The organism is Gelidibacter sediminis (genome assembly GCF_004364975.1).
Lineage (GTDB): Bacteria > Bacteroidota > Bacteroidia > Flavobacteriales > Flavobacteriaceae > Gelidibacter > Gelidibacter sediminis.
Window position 1 is genome coordinate 824163 of sequence record NZ_SOBW01000008.1, and the last position, 17543, is coordinate 841705.

Below are 17543 nucleotides of genomic sequence, written 5' to 3' on the forward strand. Positions count from 1 at the left end.
TCTAGTAGGTTTTAAGTTAGGCAACAACATTATTGACGCGCTCAACACTGTCATTTTTTGACAACGATAGGCGTATAATAGCGTCTTGGGTACAGTGTAAATCGTGAGGCACGTTTGGATCTAAAGTGATGAGATCTCCCTTTTTTAGTTGTAGTGTTTGACCATTGACACCAAAATCTATCGCTCCTTCAAAAATCTCTACAACAATAGAAGAGGGGGCTTTATGTTCTTTCATTTGGTGGCCTTTGCGCATGGCAATTCTAATTTCCTTTGAGTGGTTGCTCTCTAGGAGAACAGTGACTGCTGGCTTGTCTGATTTATAAACCAATTGATCTGTTAGTGATGCTGTTTTCATAAATAAAAAATATCTAAATGTTAATTAGTATAAAAAGGTCTTTTTGTCCTTTATTGATGTAAATGATTTAAGTTTTTGCGTGGAATGACTGAAATTTTATGGCTGTGGCCAACACTTTCAGTGTGATGTTGTGTATTATGTTTAAGTTCTTTTCTAATCTTTAGAAAAACACTCCTCCGAGTTTCACGCACTATAAAAAAGCGGTTATATAAACTTTTTACAGATTCAAAGAGATTGCACTTTGCCATTTGCACTAAAATTTTAGCTTTAAAAGCAGGAGGGAAGTCTTCCGCTTTTAAAATAGTTGTTACATTCACTTTTCCTCCAAAATACGATGGTTTTGCTCTGAAAATGACGGGTCTTAATCTGTACTCACAAGACTTAGAAAACATAGTGGTGATTTAGTCTGCAAAAGTAAATCAAAAATCTATAAAGGACAATTTTATCCTATATAAAATTATGAGTATTTTTCATGGTAATTTATAGGGTTGAATGTCAATAAATTAAGTTACTATAATGGCTGAGCAGACGGCAATGACAGATTATATTATTTAAAAGTCATACTTTAAAAAAAAATCCGCTATGTTTACAATTCAAGAGAATTTATACCATATAACATAAAAGTCGCACCCTAAGAATTGTAAAAATAGATAACAATCAAAACATAAAGTTTGTTATTTGTTTTCAAACATTTTAAAGTAATGATTGCATCAGAAACCTTAGTGACTTATATGTGGATTTTATTGGCCGTTTACGCAGCGGTCATTTTATTTTTTGTGATTAGAGGTGCACGTAAAAATAAAGATCTTCAGGATTATGCGGTTGGAAATATTGGGTTCCCTGCTTGGGTTGTCGGATTATCTTTGGCAGCATCTATGACCAGTGCGGCAACCTTTATCATCAATCCAGGATTTATAGCGCTATACGGTATTTCAGGTGTGATTTCTTTTGCCTTGGTATTGCCCCTTGCAGCATTTATTTCGTTGATTGTGTTTACCAAAGGTTTTGCCAAACAAGGGAAAGCCGTTAAGGCCACTACAATGGCACAATGGATTGGTAAGCGCTATAAAAGTAAAAACTATGCTATTTTCTTCGCGTTTGTCGCACTCTTATTAATGACATTTATCGTATTGATTAATGTTGGGCTTACCCAAGTCATTTCAAAATCTCTGAATGCAGAACCTTTTTACGTGTTGATGGCGATTACCACGTTTGTATTTGGATATATGATGTTTGGTGGTGCAAACTCTATGGTTTATACCAATACTATTCAAGCGATTATCATGTGTATAGTGGCCATCATTTTAATTGGTTCTGGTGCGGAATATTTTACGGACGGGATAGATGGTTTTATGCAAAAATTAAATGCTATCGACCCTAATTTAACTAAGCCAACCAATCCGTCAAGTTTCCTTTTTCGTGATTATTTTGAAATTATCGTCACCCAAATTGTCATTGGTGTCGCTATTGTTTGTCAACCGCACATCATCACCAAATCATTATTATTAAAAGATGCAACTAAAGTAAACACGTATCTATTTAGTGGAATTGCGTTTATGGTCATCTTCTTTTTGGTGGTTATTGTTGGGCTTTACGCCCGTATCAATTTTCCGGATTTCACCGTCAACGGCACAACCTTAAAAATGGATGAAATCATTCCAACCTATGTGGTCACAAAATTCTCTGTAGGTGTTGGACTAGTAATTGTGGTGGGGCTAATTTCCGCAGGATTATCTACCTTGGAGAGTTTGATACAATCCTTATCCATCACCATTACGTCAGATATTATTAATCCGCTGTTTAAGGATAAGTTTACTAAAAACACTATTTCTATCAATAAAGCGGTAATCGTAGTACTAGGAATTGTGAGTTTCCTGTTGAGCTGGAACCAAATTAAAAATCCGGATATTAGTGTGGCTATTTTCGCGCAAAACGGTGTGTATGCCTATTTTGCCGCTGCTTTTGTACCGGTGTTATTCGGAACATTCTTGAAAAACGTTTCTACAAGGTCTGTCTTTATTGCCAGCATCACCGCTATTGTGGTTCATTTTGGAATTTATTATGGCAGATTAACCCCGTATATGCAAGAGCCGGTTAACAATCCTGGAGTATCTGCAGCAATTGGAATTGTAGTATCACTCATTGTAGGGTATATATTTTATAAATTAGACGAAAAGAAACAACGTGGACACATTAGATTGGATAGCTAAATGGGCGGATTATACGCCTGAAAAAATTGCAATCACTTCGTATGACTCGAATAAAAGTTATACGTATAGCGACTTGCACAACTATGCCAATCAATTAACTAAAAAATTTGCTGCACGCCATATAGAAGAAGGTGACAGAATAGCTGTTTTATCTGAGCACGGTTTGGAATATATTGTACTGTTTGTGGCGTGTCAGAGAATGGGCGTGATTATGGTGCCTCTAAATTACCGACTGTCGCAACGTGAGATTTCAAAGCTCATTGCCGACTGTACGCCAAGTTTACTTATTTATAATCAGAACCATCAACCTAAAGTAGCACAACTCGCCAATCAAAATTTAAAAACAATTTCGTTTGACACCTTAAGAGATTACTATGAATCCCCTAGTGCTACTCCAGTAAAAAACTTCGAGATTAAAGAGGATAATCCTTTATTTATATTTTACACTTCCGGCACCACGGGTACTCCAAAAGGCGTTATTTACACCAATAAGATGTTATTTTGGAACAGTCTCAACACGTCTATGCAACTCGGAATCACTTTTAGGGATTCTACCATTAACATTTTGCCTCCCTACCACACTTCTGGGTGGAATGTATTTATCACACCTTTATTGCACAAAGGTGCTCATATAGGCATGTTAGAAAAATTTGATGCTGAAAAAACCTTGTGTTTGTTAGAACTTAACAAGACCACCTTGTTTATGGCGCTTCCAACAATGCTCTTGATGATGCAAAAAGCACCTATTTTTAAAAATGTTAACCTCCGCAAATTACGTTATATCATTTCAGGAGGCGAGAAAGTCCCTTCAGAACTCGTTGCCTATTGGAAAGAAGAAAAAAACATTTACATCAGGCCAGGCTATGGTTTAACGGAAGCCGGACCAAGCATTACCTCGTTACATCATAAAATGGCGCATCTTAAACCAAATTCCATTGGGAAACCCAACTTTTATTTAAGTATAAAAATCGTCAATAAAAAAGGTGATGTGGTGCCGCCAACTGAAGTAGGGGAACTGTGCATTAAAGGCGATATTGTTACCCCTGGATATTGGAATAATTCGGTAAAAACAAATAACAAAATAAAAAAAGGATGGCTTTTTACGGGCGACTTCGCCTATAGTGATGCAGAAGGTTTTTTGTATATGAAAGGCCGAAAAAATGACATGTATATTTCAGGTGGCGAAAATATTTATCCGCAGGAAATAGAAACCCAATTGGAAGCTATGGAAGCTATTGATAAGGCGGTAGTGTTAAGTGTAAAAGATGAAAAATGGGGCCAATGTGGCATTGCCTTTGTAGCCTCATCAGACGCACAACTCTCTGTAGCTGAAATAAGGACATTTTTAAAACCTAATCTCGTCGCATTTAAACATCCTAAGTATATCTTTATATTAAACGACATTCCGCAGACAAGTTTAGGGAAAGTATCCCGAAAACAACTCTTAACGTACTATAATACAATCACAGCCAAACCATGAAACAGCTAAGCTTCCTTTTTGCATTTATTCTTTTTAACGCTTGTGTATATTCTCAAAAACCTATGAAAGAGCTACTTTCTGATTATGATTTTAAAAGCCAAATGGTTACAGTGGACGATTTGGAAATCAGTTATATCAAAGAAGGTTCCGGAGAAAAAACATTGCTTTTTGTACATGGGTTGAGCAGTAATGCTGATGCATGGTCTAAAAATATTGATGCTCTTAAAAATGAGTATACCTGTGTGGCTTTAGATTTACCTGGTTATGGAAAATCTTCTAAACCTGAGGCAGATTACACAGCATCATATTTTGCTGAAATTCTATACAAATTTATTGAAAAGTTAGCCTTGAAAAACATTATTTTGGTAGGTCATTCAATGGGTGGGCAAGCAAGTGTTAAATTGGCTGTACATCATCCTGAAACTATAGAAAAACTGATTCTTGTGGCACCAGCAGGTTTAGAGCAGTTTTCTGAAGCTAGCGGTAACCTTATGAAATCCTTTTTAACACCGGAATCTGTTAAAAACACCACGGATGAACAAATTGTAAAAAACTACGCTTTAAATTTTCATGATCAGCCTGAAGAGGTTTCAAAAATGATAGCGGACAGAATCCGAATTAAAGAAGCTTCAGATTTTGATGCCCATTGCAATGCCATTGTTAACAGTGTTTCTGGTATGTTGAATGATCCAATTCACAACGACCTGAAATCTATTTCGCAGCCCACATTGGTTATTTTTGGAGATAAGGATATGTTGATTCCAAACCGTTATTTTAATCCAACGCTTACTACTAAAGCGGTTGGTGAAATCGCGTTAAAGTATATTCCAAATGCTCGTTTGGAATGTATTGAAAATGCAGGTCATTTTGTGCAATTTGAAAAGCCATCTGAGGTTAACGCACTCATCCAAGAATTTGTGTCTGGAAACTAAATCAATTTTAAATTTAACATCATTCTATTTATTTAGAACCATAAGCAGGATGCCTTATAACCTACAGTTTCTGCTATATTTGAAACCATGAAGACGAAGCTTAAAAAATTCACTGAATTTAGCAAAACGATATTGCCAAACGAAGCTAAATACCTTCAGGGACAATATCAATTTGTCGATGAAGAAAAGCTTCAAATCATCCAATTGGTTATTGCCAATGCACTGTCTCAATCTACAAGAAAGGATTATGACGATGCCATAGATAAGCGAAAATATTCTTATATAAAAGATTGGATTGCACGGAAATTGCTAAGCATAGACGTTGATGCCACTATTGGTTGGCTCATGTCCTTGAATCAGAAAATCCTAACGGATGCCATATCATCAAATGAAGAAAAGCAATTCCTGAACTATATCAGTGGTTATAAGGCAGTCGATTTTAATTTCCAGAATTTATATGAATTAGCCAAAGAATATAAGTCATTTCTATTGGTGAGGATGCGGTATAAGGACCATCAAGTCGTGGCTGATTTTATTAAGGAATTCAATCCTTCCTATTCAAAAGCCATCACTATAAAGGAAAAATTATACACCGCCACAACTGAAATCACCAATCAATACACCCTCAATAATAACGAAACGAAGCATTTGGAAGCGTGGTTATTGGAAGTTTTTAATGATGATTTCATTAGCGGTAAAAACAGGTATCAGGCCTTTGTATTACTCGCCTTCATGTATACCAATTACAATGAAAATGATAAGTTAAAAGTGCTATTCGATCAAATTGACTTTTACTTCAGTCAAGGAAAAATGTATTCAAGACGTTTGTTATCCAATTATTATGCGAGTCGTGTACTACTGCATTCCAAACAAGATGAATTGAAGGAAGCTGAATATTATGGCTATCTCTCCATCCGTCAAAACAACAATGACACCCTGATGTATTTGAATAATCTGGTTGCCATTTTGTTGCGTAATAACAAACCTGATAAGGCGTATCTGTTGTTGGAGAAACATAAAGATCTTTATAAGGAAACCCATAATTACCATCAAAAAATAGGGTATTGTTCCTACCAAATTCGCGTCTTATCTGAACTTCATAAAAACGAACTTGCGGAAGCTACCGCCAAAACTTTTTTGAGAAAGTATAAAAACGAAGTCTTAAAACACCGTTGGCACCATTTTTTCACCTCCTATATTGGAACCTTAATCGCGCAGGAGAAATATGAAGACGTTTTAAAACTTTCCACAAAATTCGGACTCATAGAAAAGGAGGAAGAACGCCAGAAACAAAAGAATTATGTGCCAAATATTTCATGGAGTATATCCTTGTCGCGCTATATGGAAGGCAAGATCAATTCAACGCGTTTATTGGACGAAATAAAGGCGCCACTCATAGATATCAAACCCACCACAAATCAAAAACAATTGATGATTAAGGTGATTGATCGGCTTTCAAAAAATTTACCTGAAGCCTTTTTAAAACTAAAGTCACATATCTAAGTTTCTATAAAATTTCATAGCATATATAATGTGTCTATAGGATTTAAAGTCTATTTATAGTATAAAGTCACACTTAAAACCTTTTGGTTTTGCCGCGTTTTGTTTTGTAATTCATAATAGATTGCCACCTAAACGAACTCAATCCATATTCACAATTATGAAAAAACTACTCTTTTTACTAACCTTAATTGGTTCTTTTGTGGTTAACGCCCAAGATACAGGAACCGTAAGCGGCTTAATTACAGATGCCAAGGGCATGCCTTTATCTGGTGCAACTGTGTCTATTAAAATTCTGAATAAAGGTGCCATGACTGATTTTGATGGCCGTTATACCATTGAAAATGTCAATGTTGGCACGTATAACGTGGCTGTTTCCTATATTGGTTACGAAACGAATACCAAGAATATTTTGGTAACTGCTGGTCAAACAACCCAAGTGGATGTCTCTTTAAAAGATTCTGATACAGTGTTGGATGAAATTATCTTAACTGCAAACAAAAAGCCACAAAAAATTACAGATGTTCCAGCGACTGTAAATGTGATTACTGCGAGAGAAATTGAAGAATTTCCTAGCTTTAATATAGGTGAACTTGCGGCAAGACAAAAAGGGGTAGACTTTGTAAGAAGTGGTGTTTTAGGAACTGGAATTAACATAAGAGGTTTTAATTCTGCTTTCAACTCTAAAAACTTACAAGTTACTGATGATCGTTTGTCTTCTCTGATTGCTACCGGATTGCCATTAGGCTCATTTTCTACGGTAACTAAAGATGATATTGAACGAGTTGAAATTCTTTTAGGACCTAATGGAACACTTTACGGACCTAATGCGCATAACGGGCTTGTGAGTACCATTACAAAAAAACCTAGAACTTCTGAAGGCACAACTTTTGCAATTGGCGCAGGTAACCAAAGTGTTTTAACTGCAAGATTGAGACACGCACAAGTAATTGACGACAAATTTGCCTATAAATTTCATTTTGAGAGATCTCAAGGAACGGAATATGATTATGTTGACAGTGTATATGTAGGCACAAAAGCTTACAAAGAACTTGAATTGGATCGCGATTTCGATTCCCAAAAATATGGTGCATCTTTATACTACAAGCCTACCAAAGGTTCTGAATTGATTGGTTATTACGGCCATAGTAACACGAACAATATTGGCGCTACCAATGCGGGGCGTAACCAAATTAAAGACTGGAGTATTGATGTGGCACAAGTAAAATTTGTGTCTAAAAACTTCTTTGCGAATACATACTATACTTGGAGTAAAACAGATGATACCTATGCCATGAATCAGCGTACCCAAAACTACGTTTCATTTATTGATAACGGATTTTCTGAACAGGAAGCCCGCGAGCGCTCCTATACAGAGCAATGGTTTCCTACGGGTGAAGGAACGGGAATTGTGTTGCCACGAGGTGCGGTGTTTAAGGATGCTTCAAAACGTTTTAATGCTGAAGCGCAATACAATAATAATTGGGATGCCTTTTACCTTACTCTAGGCGCTCAGTATCAACTTGACATGGCAGATTCTAAAGGAACTTATTTATTGGATGATGGTGGTATAGATTTGGCACAAACAGGTATCTATACACAGTTGGAGTATAAATTAGAAGACTCAGGATGGGGATTTCTCCTTGGCGGTCGTTTGGATAACCATGATTTATACGGGTCCAATTTTATCCCTAAAGCTGCTATTACCAAAAAAGTAAATAATGGCACTTTTAGAATAACTTATGGTAAAGGAATTGCCGTGCCATCTATTCTAAACTTAAAAGGAAATTTATTTGGTGGCTTAGTTTTAGGAAATGGGGAAGGTTTCACACTAAAAGATGGTACTAAAATTGCCAAATTGGATGTAGAAACCATCAATTCTTATGAAATTGGCTACAAAGGCAAAATTTCAGACAAATTGTTTATTGATACGAATGCCTATTATAATCAGTCGGATAATTTTATAAGTCCATTAGTGAATGTTGCGGGTACGGCTACAGGAAACTTTGTGACGCATGTTGGAGACAAACCAATTGGTGAAGTTGTACAAGGGTCTAACGGTGCATTTATATTGACCTATTTAAACTTTGGCTATGTAGATACTTACGGACTTGATGTTGGCCTAAACTACTATTTTACTGATAGTTTTAGAGCGGCGTTTAATTACTCTTATTTTGATCGTGATCTTGACTTAACAGATATGGCTAACGATGGTAATTTAGATGGAAAAGTTCTTGAGAGTGAATTGCCTATCAATACACCAAACCATAAATTTAGCTTAGGGTTTCACTATAATCAAGGGAAATTTTACGGTTCTATTTTTGGACGTTATGTTCAAAAATACGATTTCTTCTCAGGAATTAATATTGCTGCGAAAACGCAAGACTTAGATGGTGATGGTGTAAATGAGATTGTTGAAAACGCTAGAGTTGGTAGAACTTGGAATTACGGTCAATTGGGAGGTTTTACAGTAGATGCTAATGCAGGTTATAACTTTACAGATAATTTGTCTTTAGGGATGAGCATTACAAATTTATTCAATGCTGAAGTAAGAGAATTTGTGGCGTCACCAGTAATCAATACGTTGATTTCTTTTGAGCTAAAATACAAAATCAACTTCTTTAAAAATCAGACAGTAGCAACCAACTAAGTTTCTTAAGCATGTCAAAAATACAAGTGAATAACATTGAACTTGATTATGAAGACCATGGAAAGGGACAAGTGCTTCTATTGCTTCACGGATTAGGATCAACAAAAAAAGATTGGGACGCTCAAGTCCCTTTCTTTTCTAAAAACTATCGCGTTATTACGGTAGACTTAAGAGGCCATGGCAACTCTAGCATACCAACAGATGATTATGGCGTACTGGTGATGACTGAAGATGTCAAAACCTTTATGGACCTGTTGCAAATTGACAAGGCTACCCTGGTAGGGTTTTCAATGGGCGGCGCTATTGCTTTTCAGATGGCAGTAAGCCATCCCAACTATATTCATAAAATAGTGATTGTTAATAGTAGTCCGGATTTCAATAACATGGGAACCATTGGCGAAGAATTGCTTAATAGTAGAACTCAATTTTTGAAAACTAAAGGCTTGAAACTACTAGCAAAAGAGATTGCGTTTAATATGTTTCCTGAACCACACCAGTTCAAATTGAGAAATGCCTTTGAAGAGCGATGTAAAAATAATAACCACAATGCCTATTATCAAGCTTTTGTGACTTTGATGAACTGGGGACTGGGAGCACAATTGGAGACAATTAAGGCAAGAACACTTGTGGTGGCGTCTGATATGGATTATACACCTGTGGCCTTTAAACAGGCGTATGTAGAGAGGATGCAAAACGCACAGTTAGCTGTGATTAAAAATTCAAGACACGGTGTTGTTTTAGATCAACCAGACGCGTTTAATAAAGTGCTCGAAAAATTTTTAAAAAATGAATAAAATCGTACTCATTACAGGAAGCACTAGTGGTATAGGATTGACCATAGCGAAGAAATTCGCAAAGAATGGTTATCATGTAATGTTTCATGGTTTAGAAACAAACGGTGCTGAGATTGCAGAAAAAATAGGCGCGAAGCATAAGGTAAAAGTGGCCTTTTCTAATGCGAATTTATTACAACCTGAAGCTGTTGAAGGTTTGATTGCGGAGACCATTTCTAAATTTGGAGCGTTGCATGTATTGGTGAATAACGCCGGAATTCAACATGTGTCGCCAATTGAAGACTTTCCAAATATCAAGTATGAAAACATTATTGCCATTAATATGAATGCAGTATTCTATGCTTCAAAAGCGGCTTGGGGTCAGATGAAACAGCAGAAATTTGGTAGGATTATCAATATTTCTTCCGTCCACGGATTACGAGCATCCGAATTTAAATCGGCTTACGTGGCGGCCAAACACGGCGTCATTGGGATGACTAAAGTTTTGGCTTTAGAAGGTGCACCTTTTAATATTACCTGTAATGCCATTTGTCCTGGCTACGTCAAAACACCTTTGGTGGAAGGCCAGATAAAAGATCAGGCCAAAGTCCATAATATGACGGAAGAAGAAGTGGTTGAAAAAGTCATGCTTAAAAAGCAAGCCGTAAAACAATTTGTCCCAGCAAAAGCCATTGCAGATATGGCAATTTTGTTAGCCAAAGAATCTTCAACAACAATTACTGGGACCTCATTCACCCTAGATGGCGGCTGGAGTGCCCAATAATACTACTGCTAATTTAATTTTAATAGTTGAGTTCAATGCCCCGACGGTTCCGCTTTCGGGGTATTGTGTTTTATGATTCTAAATTAATGACTATTTCAATTTAAGTCTGAATTGAATGAATTTATAAAATTAATCGTATCCCAAATTCTCCTCCTTTTTAAGGAGGAGTGGATTCGGTAGAGATGCAGAAGACGCGGTTGTTTTTAAAATGATTCTCACTTGATTTCGCATTTCCAATTTTCGTAAATTGTAGGAATCTAAATTTATTCATAATGGATCAGGTAACTTCATTTGATTGGGCACGAATATTTGTAGGGGAACAGCCCTTGTTCTTCTTGGCCGAACTGTTTTTACGCGTAGTGGTCATTTATATTATGGCTATATTGTTATTGCGGATAGCTGGAAAACGCTCCCGTCAACAACTTACCACCCTAGAGCTGTTGTTGGTGATTGCTTTAGGCTCCGCCGTGGGCGATGTGATGTTTTATCCGAGTGTGGCAATACTTTATACCATTATCGTCATGTTAACGATCTTGATTTTGCAGCTCCTCATCGAAAAACTAAAAACAAGATTCCCACGATTTGACAAATTTGTCGATTCAAAACCGACTTTGATCATAAAAGATGGCCAATTTATAGAAGAAAGCTTAACATCAGAGAATCTTACCAAAGCTGAGATTTACAGTTCGCTACGACTAAAAGGAATCCGAAATATGGGTGAAGTAGAATATGCCTATTTAGAAATACCCGGACAAATTAGTGTCTTCAAATTTGAAAAGGGCCAAGAAAGAGACGGCTATGTTTTAGTGCCGTACCAAGAAGAATAAAATGAATCTATCTATATACAATAGAAATTCATGAAATACATCAGGACCGCAAAATTCTCCTCCTTTTTAAGGAGGAGTGGATTCAGCTTCAGCAAAGAAGCAGAGGACGAGGTGGTTTTTTTTGAAAGAACTAATTACAGCTGAGTTATACAGTTCGCTGCAATTAAATAGAATTCTTGATTAAAGAAGTATAATATACCTTTCCGATATCCTCAGGATAATTCTATCTTATCAATGAGTATATATTTTACTATAAATTTTATAAGTTTTGAAATCCCAAAATTCTCCTCCTTTCTAAGGAGGAGTGGCTTCTGATTCCGCAGAGAAGCAGAAGACGAGGTGGTTCTGAAGCAGAATCAAACCTAAAACCTCAATCCTCACCCCTCAAACCTATTTCAACAAAGGCTCCAAAGTCTCCCAAACCGTTTCTGCCAAAATTTTATGCCCCTCTACATTCGGGTGAATACCATCACCTTGATTTAAAGCAGCAATGCCACCAACATCCTTCAATATAAATGGAATAAATTCTAGGTTATTTTTTTCGGCAAGATCAGCATACAATTCTCTAAATCCGGTGGTGTACGTTTTACCCATATTTGGAGGTAGTTCCATCCCTGCAAGAATAATAGTCGTCTCTGGGCTTTTTGATTTTACCACATCAATAATCGCCTGTAAATTGGCGCGCGTTTCAGACAAGGCCACACCACGTAAACCGTCGTTGGCACCCAATTCTAACAAAAAGATATCAATAGGTTGCTTGATGACCCAATCAATTCTGCTTTTTCCACCCGCCGTCGTTTCACCGCTGACGCCTGAATTGATAACCGTATAATTCAAATTTAAAGAATCAATTTTTTGTTGCACCAAAGCCGGATAAGCTTCAGTCGTATCCTCCAAGCCATAGCCTGCCGTGATACTATCCCCAAAACATAAAATAGTTTTTGTGGCAGTTGTTGGCGTTGTTGATTCTTCAACCAGGGTGTCAGTCTGTTCGATATTTGTAGTTTTTTTTGTATCAGAATCGCCACAAGAAAACAACAACAATGGTAAGATAAAATAACAAAACTTTATGAGTTTATGCCTGCTGGACGTTGGTAGATGTAATTGCAATTGTTTATTTTGAGCCTCGAACATAAATCGCTATTTAAATTAAAATTAAATGTCAAAGATATTAAAGATTACTGGGTTGGAAAAAACATATACCAGTGGTAACAAACAATTAACGGTCTTACACGACATCTCTTTTGAGGTTGAGAAAGGCCAAACCTTTTCTATTGTCGGACCTTCAGGCAGCGGAAAGACCACCTTGTTAGGAATTTGTGCTGGTTTAGACCAACCCAATGCCGGCAATGTGGAGTTATGTGGACAGGGCTTAAATAGCTTAAATGAAGACCAGCGCGCACAATTGCGGAACAAAAATGTCGGATTTATTTTTCAGAATTTTCAGTTGTTACCAACCCTTACCGCCCTCGAAAATGTAAGTGTGCCTTTAGAATTACAGGGCGCGAAAGATGCTACCCAGAAGAGTAAAATCTTATTGGAAAAAGTAGGACTCGGTGATCGAGTGCACCATTATCCGTCGCAACTCTCGGGTGGCGAACAGCAGCGTGTAGCCCTAGCGCGCGCGTTTGCAAATTCACCATCCATTTTATTTGCTGATGAACCTACAGGTAACTTAGATGAAGAAACAGGAGAGAAGGTCATTCAATTATTATTTGACCTCAACAAAGAAAATGGCACCACCTTGGTGATCATTACGCACGATTTAGAATTGGCCAACCGAACCCAACAAATCCTAAAACTTAAAGGCGGAAAAATAGTAACCAATCAACTGACTTCAGCACTGTGAACAATTCCAATAACAACACTTCCTTACAAACACCTTGGCTTTTTAAAATGGCTTGGCGTGATGCCAAAGCTAGCATAGTACGCTTACTTTTATTTATGGCGTCCATTATTTTGGGTATTGCCGCCGTGGTGTCTATTCAATTATTTAGCACGAATTTAAAGGACAATATTCAGCGTCAGTCAAAAAACTTGATGGGAGCTGATTTTATCATCGATTCCAGACAAGTACCAACTGAGCGTGCGCAAGCCATTATCGATTCTTTACAGCCTGATGCTTCTGAAGTCAAATTTGTATCCATGATTGCGTTCCCTAAAAATGGTGGCACAAAATTGGTACAGGTGCGTGGTCTTGAAGGTAGTTTTCCATTTTATGGAAGCCTCGATACAGAGCCTTCTGCTGTTTCCGGAACCTACCAAGAATCTGGAGGAGTGCTAGTGGATGCCACTTTAATGTTGCAGTTTAACGTTAACCCTGGAGATTCCATCAAAATTGGAGAATTGACACTTCCAATTGCCGGCGCATTAAAATCGATTCCGGGAAGTTCTGCGTTTTCGAGTTCTGTAGCGCCGCCAGTGGTTGTTCCGTACCGATTTATAGAAGCCACTCAATTATTGCAATTTGGAAGTCGAAAGGAATATCAATATTATTATAAGGTTTCGGATACTATTAATCTGAAACAACTTCAAGATCAATTAGAGCCGCAACTCGATTTGGAGAATGCCGATTTAGACACGCATACCAGTACTACCAACCGCTTGGGAAGGCGTTACGACAACGTGGGCAAGTTTTTGAATTTAGCCGCTTTTATTGCCTTGTTATTAGGGTGTATAGGTATAGCCAGCTCGGTGCATATTTATATTAAAGAAAAATTACGGGCCATCGCTGTTTTAAAATGTATGGGAGCATCCCGACTTCAAAGTTTTCTGATTTTCTTGATTCAAATTGCGGGCATCGGGATTGTTGGCGGCTTAGTAGGCTCGCTGATTGGGGTGGGACTTCAACAATTATTTCCATATCTGCTTAAAGACTTTTTACCGTTCACACTGGTCATCAGTATTACGCCAGCACCTATTTTGATTGGGGTGTTCTTAGGGCTGTTCATGTCCGTATTATTTGCGCTGTTGCCCTTATTACGCACTTGGTATGTATCACCTTTGGATGTGCTGCGCGTGGATGAAAAAGCCTCTCAAGAACCTACTAAAATCCGACTTCTTGTATTTGGAGCCATATTGGTGTTCTTGTATTTATTTTCATTGTGGTTGATAAAGGAGCCGCTCTATGCTTTGGCATTCGTGGCTGGTACCCTGATTACTTTTATGATTTTGGCCGGGGTTGCCTTAGGGTTTATCAAAGCCGTAAAACGCTTTTTTCCTAAGCACTGGAATTTCACCGCGCGTCAAAGTCTGCTAAATTTATTTCGCCCTAATAACCAAACCGTAGTTTTAGTGGTGGCGATTGGCTTGGGGACATTTTTAATCAGCACCCTGTATTTCACTAAAGACATTCTGTTGTCAAAAACAGAAGTAGGGCAGACTTCAGAAAATGCCAACATCATCGTATTAGATGTGCAACCGCCGCAATTGGATTCGGTAGCTCAAACTATTACGGAGAACAGTTTACCTGTTCTTAATAAAATTCCGTTGGTGACTATGCGGATGCACAGTCTTAATGGAAGATTGGTGAATGAACTGCGTCAAGATACCACTCGCCAAATCCGCGGTTGGGTCTTAAACCATGAGTTTAGAACGACCTATCGGGATGCCTTGACGCCATCCGAGGAAGTGGTAGAAGGCGAGTGGGTTTCGCAAATCAATACCAATGATCCTATAGCCATCTCCATTTCAGATAATTTAGCCGACGATGCCAAACTGAGCGTAGGCGATCCTGTAGTCTTTAATGTTCAAGGTGTATTGATGAAAACCACCGTAGGCAGTATCCGTAAAGTAGATTGGGCACAAATGCAGCTCAATTTTACCATTGTTTTTCCTGCAGGTGTACTGGAACAGGCACCACAATTTAATGTGCTGACCACATCTGTACCTGACGATGCCAGTTCGGCAGCGCTGCAACAGAATTTGGTCTCCAATTTTCCCAACGTCACCATCATTGATTTGCGCCAGGTCTATACCCTGGTGGAGGATATTTTAGATCAGGTTTCTTGGGTGATCAACTTTATGGCCTTTTTCAGTATCATTACGGGAATTATTGTCTTAATTGGCTCGGTAAGAACTAGCAAATACCAAAGGATTAAAGAAAGTGTCTTGCTACGAACCTTGGGTGCAAAAAATTCACAGATTTTACAAATTTCAGCTTTTGAATATGTGTTTTTAGGGTTGTTGGGAAGTTTGGTAGGTATTATCCTTGCCCTCATCAGTAGTTTGTGTTTGGCACTTTTTGTATTTAAAGAACCTTTTATACCGTCACTAATTCCATTTATAGTGTTTCTACCAGGTATTACCTTGTTAGTACTGGTCATTGGCTTGAGTAACATTCAAACCGTGTTGAGAAGTTCACCGTTAGAGGTATTGCGGCGTGAAGCATAAACACAACTACTAGTAAAATTTAACCGTTCCGAATTCTTCGGGACGGTTTTTTATTTTATAGCCGCACTTAATCGGCTATTATTTAATTCATATTCACTGATTTATTCCGTAAATTGAGTGCTAATCATTTATACATAAAAAATGCGTAACTTACTATATTCATTACTCATCCAATTACCACCGGGGACTCGAAACCCAGATGATAACAGTCCCATGGATTTTTCCAATCCCTTTGATCTCATTGTCTATATCATTCTGCCCATTCTATTGATCATCTTTTATATATTATGGAGAAGGAGCAAAAGACGCAATAGAGACTAGAATCTGTTTAAGACTTGAATTAATCCACTAACAATAACCTTTCCATGTTACAAAATGTTTTAATAGAACGTCAAATTTATGCTTCAGAAGAACATAAAATGATGCAACAAATGATTCAAGATTTCATAAAAAATGAGATCATGGATCATATAGACGAATGGGAAAACAATGGCATGGTCAGTCGCGAGATTTGGGAACGTGCGGGCGAATTGGGATTGTTGTGCATTGACATGCCCGAGCAGTATGGTGGCAGTGGATTGGATTATAGTTTTAGTGCGCTCTTTATTGAAGAATTAGGCAAAGAAGGCATTAACGGCCCAGGGTTTTCATTGCATTCAGATATTGTAGCACCTTACCTTTTAAAATATGGGACGAAGGCTCAAAAAGAGGCATACCTCCCAAAAATGGCTTCCGGTAAAATGATCACGTCTATCGGGATGACTGAGCCCAATTGTGGAAGCGACTTAAAAGCGATTAGAACTACTGCTGTTGACAAAGGAGACCATTATTTGGTTAACGGACAGAAAACTTTTATCACCAATGGGTATATGTGCGACATGTCTATTGTTGCTGTAAAAACCCATCCGGGGACAGAAAAAGAAGGCGTGTCCTTATTGATTATGGAAAGTGCTTGGAATGGATTTGAAAAAGGCATTCCGTTTAAGAAAATTGGCATGAAAGCTCAAGATACCTGCGAGCTGTTTTTTGATAATGTTAAAGTCCCCAAAGAAAATTTATTGGGTGAAGAAGGTTTAGGCTTTAAAATTATGATGACTGAATTGGCCAGAGAACGCTTAACAGTAGCACTAAACGCCATTGGTGGGGCAGAAGGAGCCATAGAAAAAACCATTGCTTATACCTCTACCAGAACGGCGTTTAAACAACCTATTGCCGGTTTCCAGAACACCCAATTCAAGTTGGCCGAATGTGCCACGCAACTACAATTACATCAAGCGTTTTTAGACCGCTGTACCCAATTGTTATCGACACATCAACTCACTGCTGAAAGCGCATCTATGGCGAAATATTCTGCCACCGAAATGCACAGTAAAGTAGTGGACGAATGTCTACAGCTTTTTGGAGGCTATGGCTATATGTGGGATTACCCAATCGCGCGGATGTATGCCGATAACCGTGTGGCCAGAATTTACGCTGGAACCAATGAAATCATGAAAATATTGATTGCGCGTGGCTTGTTTAAGGAAGTGTTTGAGCAGATGAAGAAAGAATCTAGACCGATTCGCTGATAGAATTAAGAATTAAGATCGCTTCGCTATTAGAATTAAGAATTTAGACCGCTTCGCTGCAAGAATCAAGAA

The 17543-nt window shown here is 37.9% G+C and carries 14 protein-coding genes; 11 read left to right on the plus strand and 3 right to left on the minus strand.

Annotated elements, in window-relative coordinates; translation table 11 throughout:
* Positions 1 to 16: 16 nt before the first annotated feature.
* Together BXY82_RS10350 and BXY82_RS10355 are read right to left on the minus strand one after the other, a co-directional pair.
* Positions 17 to 355, minus strand: coding sequence for a cupin domain-containing protein (locus BXY82_RS10350; RefSeq protein WP_133758122.1), 339 nt, complete (start codon positions 353 to 355; stop codon positions 17 to 19).
* Between the two features lie 50 nt (positions 356 to 405).
* On the minus strand, positions 406 to 747 hold the full coding sequence (locus BXY82_RS10355) for a hypothetical protein (RefSeq protein WP_133758123.1): 342 nt from the start codon (positions 745 to 747) through the stop codon (positions 406 to 408).
* A 309-nt stretch (positions 748 to 1056) separates the two neighbouring features.
* Here BXY82_RS10355 and BXY82_RS10360 point away from each other — a divergent pair, with 309 nt between their 5' ends.
* The 8 genes from BXY82_RS10360 to BXY82_RS10395 all read left to right on the plus strand — a co-directional run bounded on the left by BXY82_RS10360 (position 1057) and on the right by BXY82_RS10395 (position 11511).
* Positions 1057 to 2565, plus strand: a complete 1509-nt coding sequence (locus tag BXY82_RS10360; protein WP_133758124.1) for a sodium/pantothenate symporter — start codon at positions 1057 to 1059, stop codon at positions 2563 to 2565.
* Complete coding sequence (locus BXY82_RS10365) at positions 2540 to 4045, plus strand: class I adenylate-forming enzyme family protein (RefSeq protein ID WP_133758125.1); 1506 nt, start codon at positions 2540 to 2542, stop codon at positions 4043 to 4045. The genes BXY82_RS10360 and BXY82_RS10365 overlap by 26 nt, the downstream gene beginning before the upstream one ends.
* 62 nt (positions 4046 to 4107) lie before the next feature.
* Positions 4108 to 4977 carry an alpha/beta fold hydrolase gene (locus BXY82_RS10370; protein ID WP_166643290.1) on the plus strand — a complete coding sequence of 290 codons (870 nt, stop codon included), beginning with the start codon at positions 4108 to 4110 and terminating at the stop codon, positions 4975 to 4977.
* 87 nt (positions 4978 to 5064) lie between these two features.
* Positions 5065 to 6480, plus strand: a complete 1416-nt coding sequence (locus tag BXY82_RS10375; RefSeq protein WP_133758127.1) for a hypothetical protein — start codon at positions 5065 to 5067, stop codon at positions 6478 to 6480.
* 157 nt (positions 6481 to 6637) lie between these two features.
* Positions 6638 to 9127 (plus strand): TonB-dependent receptor, encoded by a 2490-nt coding sequence (locus tag BXY82_RS10380; protein ID WP_133758128.1) that lies wholly within the window; start codon positions 6638 to 6640, stop codon positions 9125 to 9127.
* 11 nt (positions 9128 to 9138) lie between these two features.
* A complete protein-coding gene (locus BXY82_RS10385) occupies positions 9139 to 9921 on the plus strand; it encodes an alpha/beta fold hydrolase (RefSeq protein ID WP_133758129.1) in 783 nt (260 codons plus the stop codon).
* Positions 9914 to 10684: a 3-hydroxybutyrate dehydrogenase gene (locus BXY82_RS10390; protein ID WP_133758130.1), complete on the plus strand. Its 771-nt coding sequence runs from the start codon at positions 9914 to 9916 to the stop codon at positions 10682 to 10684. Before BXY82_RS10385 ends, BXY82_RS10390 begins: the two co-directional genes overlap by 8 nt.
* 272 nt (positions 10685 to 10956) lie before the next feature.
* Entirely contained in the window at positions 10957 to 11511 is a 555-nt protein-coding gene (locus BXY82_RS10395; RefSeq protein ID WP_133758131.1) for a DUF421 domain-containing protein, read from the plus strand.
* A gap of 390 nt (positions 11512 to 11901) precedes the next feature.
* Here BXY82_RS10395 and BXY82_RS10400 read toward each other — a convergent pair whose 3' ends face one another.
* Positions 11902 to 12645 carry an arylesterase gene (locus tag BXY82_RS10400; protein ID WP_133758132.1) on the minus strand — a complete coding sequence of 248 codons (744 nt, stop codon included), beginning with the start codon at positions 12643 to 12645 and terminating at the stop codon, positions 11902 to 11904.
* 25 nt (positions 12646 to 12670) lie between these two features.
* Here BXY82_RS10400 and BXY82_RS10405 point away from each other — a divergent pair, with 25 nt between their 5' ends.
* The 3 genes from BXY82_RS10405 to BXY82_RS10420 all read left to right on the plus strand — a co-directional run bounded on the left by BXY82_RS10405 (position 12671) and on the right by BXY82_RS10420 (position 17471).
* Positions 12671 to 13360: an ABC transporter ATP-binding protein gene (locus BXY82_RS10405; protein ID WP_133758133.1), complete on the plus strand. Its 690-nt coding sequence runs from the start codon at positions 12671 to 12673 to the stop codon at positions 13358 to 13360.
* Positions 13361 to 13407: 47 nt separating this feature from the next.
* Positions 13408 to 15903, plus strand: a complete 2496-nt coding sequence (locus BXY82_RS10410; protein ID WP_133758641.1) for an ABC transporter permease — start codon at positions 13408 to 13410, stop codon at positions 15901 to 15903.
* Between the two features lie 365 nt (positions 15904 to 16268).
* A complete protein-coding gene (locus BXY82_RS10420; RefSeq protein WP_133758135.1) occupies positions 16269 to 17471 on the plus strand; it encodes an acyl-CoA dehydrogenase family protein in 1203 nt (400 codons plus the stop codon).
* Positions 17472 to 17543: the final 72 nt, after the last annotated feature.